This window comes from Streptococcus sp. 10F2 (genome assembly GCF_054331515.2).
The window spans coordinates 1-6,981 of record NZ_JBTGGE020000068.1 but is presented as its reverse complement, the minus strand read 5'-3'; the positions used below and the strand labels follow the sequence as shown (position 1 = coordinate 6,981).

General features: G+C 43.2%; 6 protein-coding genes and 1 pseudogene. 4 read left to right on the top strand and 3 right to left on the bottom strand.

Translation table 11 applies throughout. From position 1 onward, the window contains the following. Nucleotides 1–330: 330 nt before the first annotated feature. The 3 genes from polA (at nucleotide 331) to ACXM1Q_RS08495 (ending at nucleotide 3,916) form a co-directional block, all read left to right on the top strand. Nucleotides 331–2,973 carry a DNA polymerase I gene (gene polA / locus ACXM1Q_RS08505; RefSeq protein ID WP_458517700.1) on the top strand — a complete coding sequence of 881 codons (2,643 nt, stop codon included), beginning with the start codon at nucleotides 331–333 and terminating at the stop codon, nucleotides 2,971–2,973. Nucleotides 2,974–3,120: 147 nt separating this feature from the next. Then, entirely contained in the window at nucleotides 3,121–3,468 is a 348-nt protein-coding gene (locus ACXM1Q_RS08500) for a DUF2200 family protein (protein WP_458517699.1), read from the top strand. A gap of 1 nt (nucleotide 3,469) precedes the next feature. After that, nucleotides 3,470–3,916 carry a CoA-binding protein gene (locus ACXM1Q_RS08495; RefSeq protein ID WP_458517698.1) on the top strand — a complete coding sequence of 149 codons (447 nt, stop codon included), beginning with the start codon at nucleotides 3,470–3,472 and terminating at the stop codon, nucleotides 3,914–3,916. Between the two features lie 136 nt (nucleotides 3,917–4,052). Here ACXM1Q_RS08495 and ACXM1Q_RS08490 read toward each other — a convergent pair whose 3' ends face one another. Both ACXM1Q_RS08490 and ACXM1Q_RS08485 read right to left on the bottom strand, forming a co-directional pair. Next, nucleotides 4,053–4,343, bottom strand: coding sequence for a DUF4767 domain-containing protein (locus tag ACXM1Q_RS08490; protein ID WP_458517701.1), 291 nt, complete (start codon nucleotides 4,341–4,343; stop codon nucleotides 4,053–4,055). Between the two features lie 277 nt (nucleotides 4,344–4,620). Then, nucleotides 4,621–5,109, bottom strand: a complete 489-nt coding sequence (locus ACXM1Q_RS08485) for a Dps family protein (protein WP_458517697.1) — start codon at nucleotides 5,107–5,109, stop codon at nucleotides 4,621–4,623. A 202-nt stretch (nucleotides 5,110–5,311) separates the two neighbouring features. Here ACXM1Q_RS08485 and tgt point away from each other — a divergent pair, with 202 nt between their 5' ends. Next, nucleotides 5,312–6,454, top strand: a complete 1,143-nt coding sequence (tgt, locus tag ACXM1Q_RS08480; RefSeq protein ID WP_458517696.1) for a tRNA guanosine(34) transglycosylase Tgt — start codon at nucleotides 5,312–5,314, stop codon at nucleotides 6,452–6,454. A gap of 151 nt (nucleotides 6,455–6,605) precedes the next feature. Here the strand turns inward: tgt and ACXM1Q_RS08475 are convergent. Then, nucleotides 6,606–6,981 (bottom strand): annotated as a pseudogene (locus ACXM1Q_RS08475) (IS1634 family transposase); the annotation flags it as partial.

Here is a 6,981-nt window from a genome sequence, read left to right as displayed (position 1 = left end):
ACTACTCGGTATTGAATGGAATCGTGGGTTTGTGAAACATGAAGATCTAAAAAACTACGCAAAGCATTCATACACTACAAGAAAATAATCGAAAAGGATGGCCGAATCCCTTGGTACGCAAGGGGGCAGCTATCCTTTATCTTTTTTAAACTGATAAACTCGGGATTTTAACAAAACCGTTGACGACATACAAACAATATAAATAAACATTTTTAATAAATTATTTTCTGTAATATTTCAGATTACTACCAACGGTTTTGGGCTTTATGTACTGTTTTTTTCAATTACCCCAATTCCTTGCTTCCTCTAGGTCTGTGCTATAATTGTCTTATGGAAAATAAGAAAAAATTACTACTCATTGATGGGTCTTCTGTGGCCTTTCGGGCTTTTTTTGCCCTTTATCAGCAGTTGGATCGGTTTAAGTCGCCGTCTGGTTTGCATACCAATGCGATTTACGGTTTTCAGTTGATGTTGTCGCATCTCTTGGAGCGGGTGCAGCCGACTCATGTTTTGGTGGCTTTTGATGCGGGCAAGACGACTTTCCGGACAGAGATGTTTGCGGATTATAAGGGTGGTCGGGCCAAGACACCGGATGAGTTTCGGGAGCAGTTTCCTTTCATTCGGCAGTTGCTGGAGGCTCAAGGGATTCGCCATTATGAGCTGGAGAATTATGAGGCGGATGACATTATCGGTACTTTGGATAAATTAGCTGAGGGTGCTAATTTTGAGGTCACCATTGTTTCGGGTGATAAGGATTTGATTCAGTTGACCGATACCAATACGGTTGTTGAGATTTCGAAAAAAGGAGTAGCGGAATTTGAAGCCTACACCCCAGACTATTTGATGGAAAAAATGGGGATTACTCCTGCCCAGTTCATTGATTTAAAGGCCTTAATGGGGGATAAGTCTGATAATATTCCGGGGGTGACCAAGATTGGGGAAAAGACAGGTCTCAAGCTCTTGGCAGAGTACGGATCACTTGAGGGAATCTATGAAAACTTGGACGGAATGAAGCAGTCCAAAATGAAGGAGAACCTAATCAATGACCGCGAACAGGCCTTCCTATCTAAGACCTTGGCGACTATTAATACCCAATCACCAATTGCGATTGGCTTGAAAGATCTGGTTTACCAAGGTCCGGATGTGCCAGCTCTGGGACAATTTTATGAGGATATGGGCTTCCTACAATTGAAGCAGCAGTTAGAGCAATCTGCTGGAGCTTCAAAACCGGTGGAGCATGCTCCTTACCAGGTGGTGGCAGAGCCAAGGCCTGAAATGTTTGAAGAACAAACCTTCTTGCACCTCGAGTTATTGGGAGAAAATTACCATACAGAGCCAATCCAAGGTGTGGTTTGGGGCACTAAAGATCAGATTTATGTTGGTCAGTCTCCAGTTGTTTTGGAAAATCCTGTGTTTCAAGACTTCTTGCGGCAGACTCCTTTATATGTTTATGACTTTAAGAAGGTTCAGGTTTTATTAGACCGGTATGGTCTGGACTTGCCTTTACCAGCCTTTGACAGTCGTTTGGCCAAATACCTCTTGTCCACGGTTGAAGACAATCAGATTTCGACTATTGCGCGTTTATATGGCAGTCGTCCTTTGGTAGAGGATGAGGTGATTTACGGTAAGGGTGTCAAACGGGCTATTCCAGAGGAGGAAGTCTTCTTCCAGCACCTGGCTGATAAACTAGCCGTTTTGGTGGATACACAGGAGTCTCTTCAAAGCCAATTGGTGGAGCAGGAGCAATGGACTCTCTTGGTAGACATGGAGCAGCCACTAGCCAAGGTTTTGGCCAAAATGGAATTGGCAGGAATCAAGGTTCAACGTGAAACATTAGAAGAGATGCAGGTTGAGAATCAGGCGGTTATTGAGGGCTTGACGCAGGAAATCTACGACTTGGCGGGTGAGGAATTCAATATCAATTCGCCTAAGCAGTTGGGGGTGATTCTCTTTGAGAAGATGGGCTTGCCTTTGGAGTACACCAAGAAAACCAAGACTGGCTATTCGACTGCGGTTGATGTCTTGGAACGGTTAGCACCGATTGCACCGATTGTGGCTAAGATTTTGGATTACCGTCAGATTACCAAGTTGCAATCGACCTATGTTGTGGGCTTGCAGGATTCCATCTTAGAGGATGGCAAGATCCATACGCGCTATGTTCAGGATTTGACCCAAACAGGACGTCTATCTAGTACGGATCCCAACCTACAAAATATCCCGATTCGTTTGGAGCAGGGACGTTTGATTCGAAAGGCTTTTGTTCCTTCCTTTGACGATGCTGTCTTGGTAAGCTCGGATTATTCTCAGATTGAATTACGAGTCCTAGCGCATATTTCTCAGGATGAGCATTTGATTCAGGCCTTTAAGAATGGATTGGATATCCATACTTCCACAGCTATGCGGGTCTTTGGGCGTGCTTCAGCAGAAGAGGTGACTGACTTGGATCGTCGCAATGCCAAGGCGGTTAACTTTGGTGTTGTGTATGGCATTTCAGATTTCGGACTTGCCAATAATCTTGGGATTACGCGTCCTGAAGCCAAGGAGTACATTGAAACCTATTTTGAGCGGTATCCTGGAATTAAGAACTACATGGATCGTATTGTTCGTGAGGCGCGTGATCAAGGTTATGTGGAAACGATCTTCCATCGCCGTCGGGCTTTGCCAGATATTCATGCTCGAAATTTCCAAGTACGCTCTTTTGCAGAACGAACAGCCATTAATTCCCCAATCCAGGGATCTGCTGCGGATATCCTTAAAATCGCCATGATCAATCTAGATCGGGCTTTGATGGAAGGAAACTATGCCAGTCGCATGTTATTACAAGTGCATGATGAGATTGTCCTTGAGGTTCCAGAGTCAGAAGTCCAAGCTGTTTCCGATCTCTTGAAAGAAGTCATGGAAACAGCTATCCAACTAGCTGTTCCACTTGTTGCAGACGGCAGTACTGGAGCAACTTGGTATGAAGCCAAGTGATAAAAAGATAAGGGAAATCTTTTGAGGACGAGACTTCCTTAGGACATTAGTTGTTCTTATTATAGTTTTCTGAAAGAAGATCCGTACGGATTCTTTCTCAAGATGGTATAGAGAGCTTTGGCGTGCAAAGATTACGGAGGTATCGATGTGGCTAGAAAAACCATTGATCAGATGACTTGGACTAGTATTTACCAGGCATATCTGAATAAGGTTCAACGAAAAGAACGCAGTCAGGATGAATTGGATAACATCTTAAGTTGGCTAACAGGCTATAGTCCTCAACAGCTTCAGGAGGTTTCCGATATCCGAACAGTAGCGGATTTTTATCGGGAAAGTCCTGCTTGGAATCCAGCTGCAAGTGCTGTCACAGGAACTATTTGTGGTGTTAAAATTCAAGAACTGACAGATCCCTTGATGAAGCAGATTCGCATAACAGATAAGTTAGTAGATGAATTGGCTAAGGGACGTCCCTTAGAAAAAATCCGGAGGTCTTAAGATGCTTGTAACAGATCCTTCCGCCCTTAAAAAAATACTAGAAGAAAGTCAGACCATTGCGGTGGTAGGACTTTCTCCTCGAGAAGATGCCATCAGTCATCGAGTGGCTGGCTATCTTCAAAAAGAGGGATATCGTGTCATTCCTGTCAACCCTCGTGCCATTGATCAATTAATTCTTGGAGAGCAAGTCTATCCGACTGTATCCAGTATTCCCTTTCCGGTGGATATTGTAAATGTTTTTCGTCGGAGTGAATTTTTGCCGGCAGTTGCAGAGGATTCTGTAAAAGCTCAGGCAAAAGTATTCTGGGCCCAGCAAGGGCTTTTCAGTCAGGAGGCCTTGGATATCTTGAATCAAGCAGGGATTGTGACTGTCGTGATGGACCGTTGTATCAAGGTGGACCACCAGATGTTGGTAGAGGAAACTATCAATTTGGCTTGTGAAATCTAGTAGTTATTAAATGAAAAAAGAATTCCATAGATAAGAGGATTTTGTCCCTAATCTGTGGAGTTCTTTTTTTGAGCTAATGGTCAGTTAAGTGAGGATGAAGTTGGAGAATTTTTTAAATAGAAATAGTTACTACTAATTATATTCCATTTACAATCGCTGCAAACATTTCTCTCAATTCAGTATTGTTTGTTGGATTCATGTAGTATAATCGCTCAGGCTTACCTTGGTTTTGATGAGACACCAGCACGACTGCTTTTCCTTCGTGAATCGTAAAGTGATAGAAGCTAGGGAAACCTTTGTGAATAACACCGTAGCTAGCTACGATATTGTAGTCGGCAGTTCCAAGCCCGTTATTGGAGAAGGCTACTGTAACCTTCCTTTCGTTTGTGAGTTCAGCTCCATCCGCAGCCCATTCTCCGACTACGATTCGATCTTACTCCGTTAAGCTCATGGCACCAAAAAAGTCGTCGTCATCCCCTGGAGCATAGGATCTGTAGCTTGGTTGTCCCATTTTATTGCCGAACTTTATCATATAGCTGGCTAGTTGTTCAGCTTTATCTTGGTGTCAAAGGGCTTGATTCGTGTCAGTAGAGGTCTTGGTTTTACCTGCCTTGCTTAGTCTGATTGTTACTAGAGTTTATTTGATTGCTATTGACTGATTTCCATAGGAAAAACCGCCCTCGATTCGAGGACGGTCTTGTCTATTAAGCTTCTTTCAAAGCAGTTGTTGTTTTTTCACGCTGTAATTGTGGAGCTAAGCCTAGTTCTGCTGAAAGCATCCAGATATCTTTTTCGAGATTTCCTTTCGCATCTTCAAAGAGACTATTGGTAACATTGTCTCCCTCTTCATCAGCGATTTCCATTCCTTCTTCGAAAAGTCCTACAAGGTAGTTGAAGATATCAATAACTCGTTTGAGACTGGCTTCAACAGATTTAAACTCACCTGGGACTTCTTCAATATTGGAATGTTGAAGGAATTCAGTTAGAGTTGAGTAAGGTTTTCCACCAATGGTGATGAGACGTTCGCTGAGTTCATCTAGGACCTCAGCAAGACCATCCATGTAACGGTCTACTTTTGGATGCCATTCCATAAAACCAGTACCACGCATATACCAGTGCACTTGATGAAGGGCAATACGGGCTGTGTAAAGATCGGCAACGGCTTGGTTCAAGATTTTAGTTGTATTTGTCATAGGGATCTCCTTTTTCTTAGTTTCTGCCTTAATTATAATTATTCTAAATAATAAAGTCAAGAAATTAGATGTATCTAAAAAAAGTTGCACGATTTTAATTTTCAGACAATTTCAGCCGAAGATACGTTACTGACAAGCCTAGCTCTTTTTTGCTACAATAGGGGCAGCAACTAGGACTGTTTTTCCTAGGGAAGGAGAAAAGATGAAAGATTCACCAATTCAGTATCGTCTGATTAAAAAAGAGAAGCATACGGGAGCCCGGTTAGGGGAAATTGTGACCCCACACGGGACTTTCCCGACACCGATGTTTATGCCGGTCGGAACCTTGGCGACTGTAAAAACAATGTCACCAGAAGAGTTGAAAGAGATGGGTTCTGGCATTATCCTGTCCAACACCTATCATTTGTGGCTGCGTCCAGGGGATGAGTTGATTGCTAGAGCTGGTGGCTTGCACAAGTTCATGAACTGGGATCAGCCAATTTTGACGGATTCTGGCGGTTTCCAGGTTTATTCCTTGGCAGATTCCCGGAATATCACAGAAGAAGGGGTTACCTTCAAGAATCACCTGAATGGGGCTAAGATGTTCCTATCCCCAGAAAAAGCCATTTCGATTCAGAACAATCTAGGCTCTGACATCATGATGAGTTTTGATGAGTGTCCTCAGTTCTATCAACCTTATGACTATGTCAAAAAATCTATTGAGCGGACGAGTCGTTGGGCGGAGCGGGGATTGAAAGCCCACAAAAACCCGGATCGCCAAGGCTTGTTTGGAATCGTTCAGGGAGCTGGCTTTGAAGACCTTCGCCGTCAGTCTGCGGCAGACTTGGTGGCTATGGATTTCCCAGGTTACTCCGTGGGCGGCTTAGCGGTTGGCGAGACGCATGAGGAAATGAACGCGGTGCTGGACTTTACCACTCCCCTTTTACCCGAAAATAAACCACGCTACTTAATGGGAGTTGGAGCACCCGATAGCTTGATTGATGGAGTGATTCGTGGTATTGATATGTTTGACTGTGTCTTGCCAACACGCATTGCACGCAACGGAACGTGTATGACGAGCCAAGGACGCTTAGTGGTGAAAAACGCTCAATATGCAGAAGACTTTGGTCCGCTAGATCCAAACTGTGATTGTTACACCTGTCAGAATTATAGTCGTGCTTACTTACGTCATCTTCTGAAAGCAGATGAGACATTTGGTATGCGCTTGACGAGTTATCACAATCTTTACTTCCTGATTGATTTGATGCGGAAAGTCCGTCAGGCGATTCTGGATGACAATCTCTTGGAATTCCGTCAAGACTTTGTGGAGCAATATGGCTATAACCGTTCCAGTCGTAATTTCTAAAATCTCTAGAAAACCAGGTCTAAAAAGCCTGGTTTTTCTGCCTTATTTGGAATGTAACTGTATTTACGGTATAATCCCGAGTTTATCACTTTAAAAAAGACAAAAGATAGCTAAACCCTTGTGTACCAAGGAGTTCGGCTATCTTTTCTAATTATTTTCTTGTTGTATATGAACCTCTAGCATAATTTCGTAATTCTTCGAACTTCACAACTCCCTTTGTCCAATCAAGTCCAAGTAGTTTATTTAACTCCTGCATGTCTGAGCTTTCTTGGAGTCTGTAGTAATCATCTTGTAGACGAGTTGCTTTGGCGCTATTTAAAGCTCGGATCATTTTTTCTGGACTCATTGCCCAGTCTATTCTGTATTGAAGAAGCCGAATAAAGATGAGAGCTATAAAGCAAGTTAAGAAGTGGGCTTCTATGTGTTCCTCTGTCCAGACATAAACCGGTCGACTCTCCAATTCGGTCTTCGTTACCCTAAAGCAATCTTCGATTTTGCCAAGCTGCTTGTAAGAATCGAGAATCGCT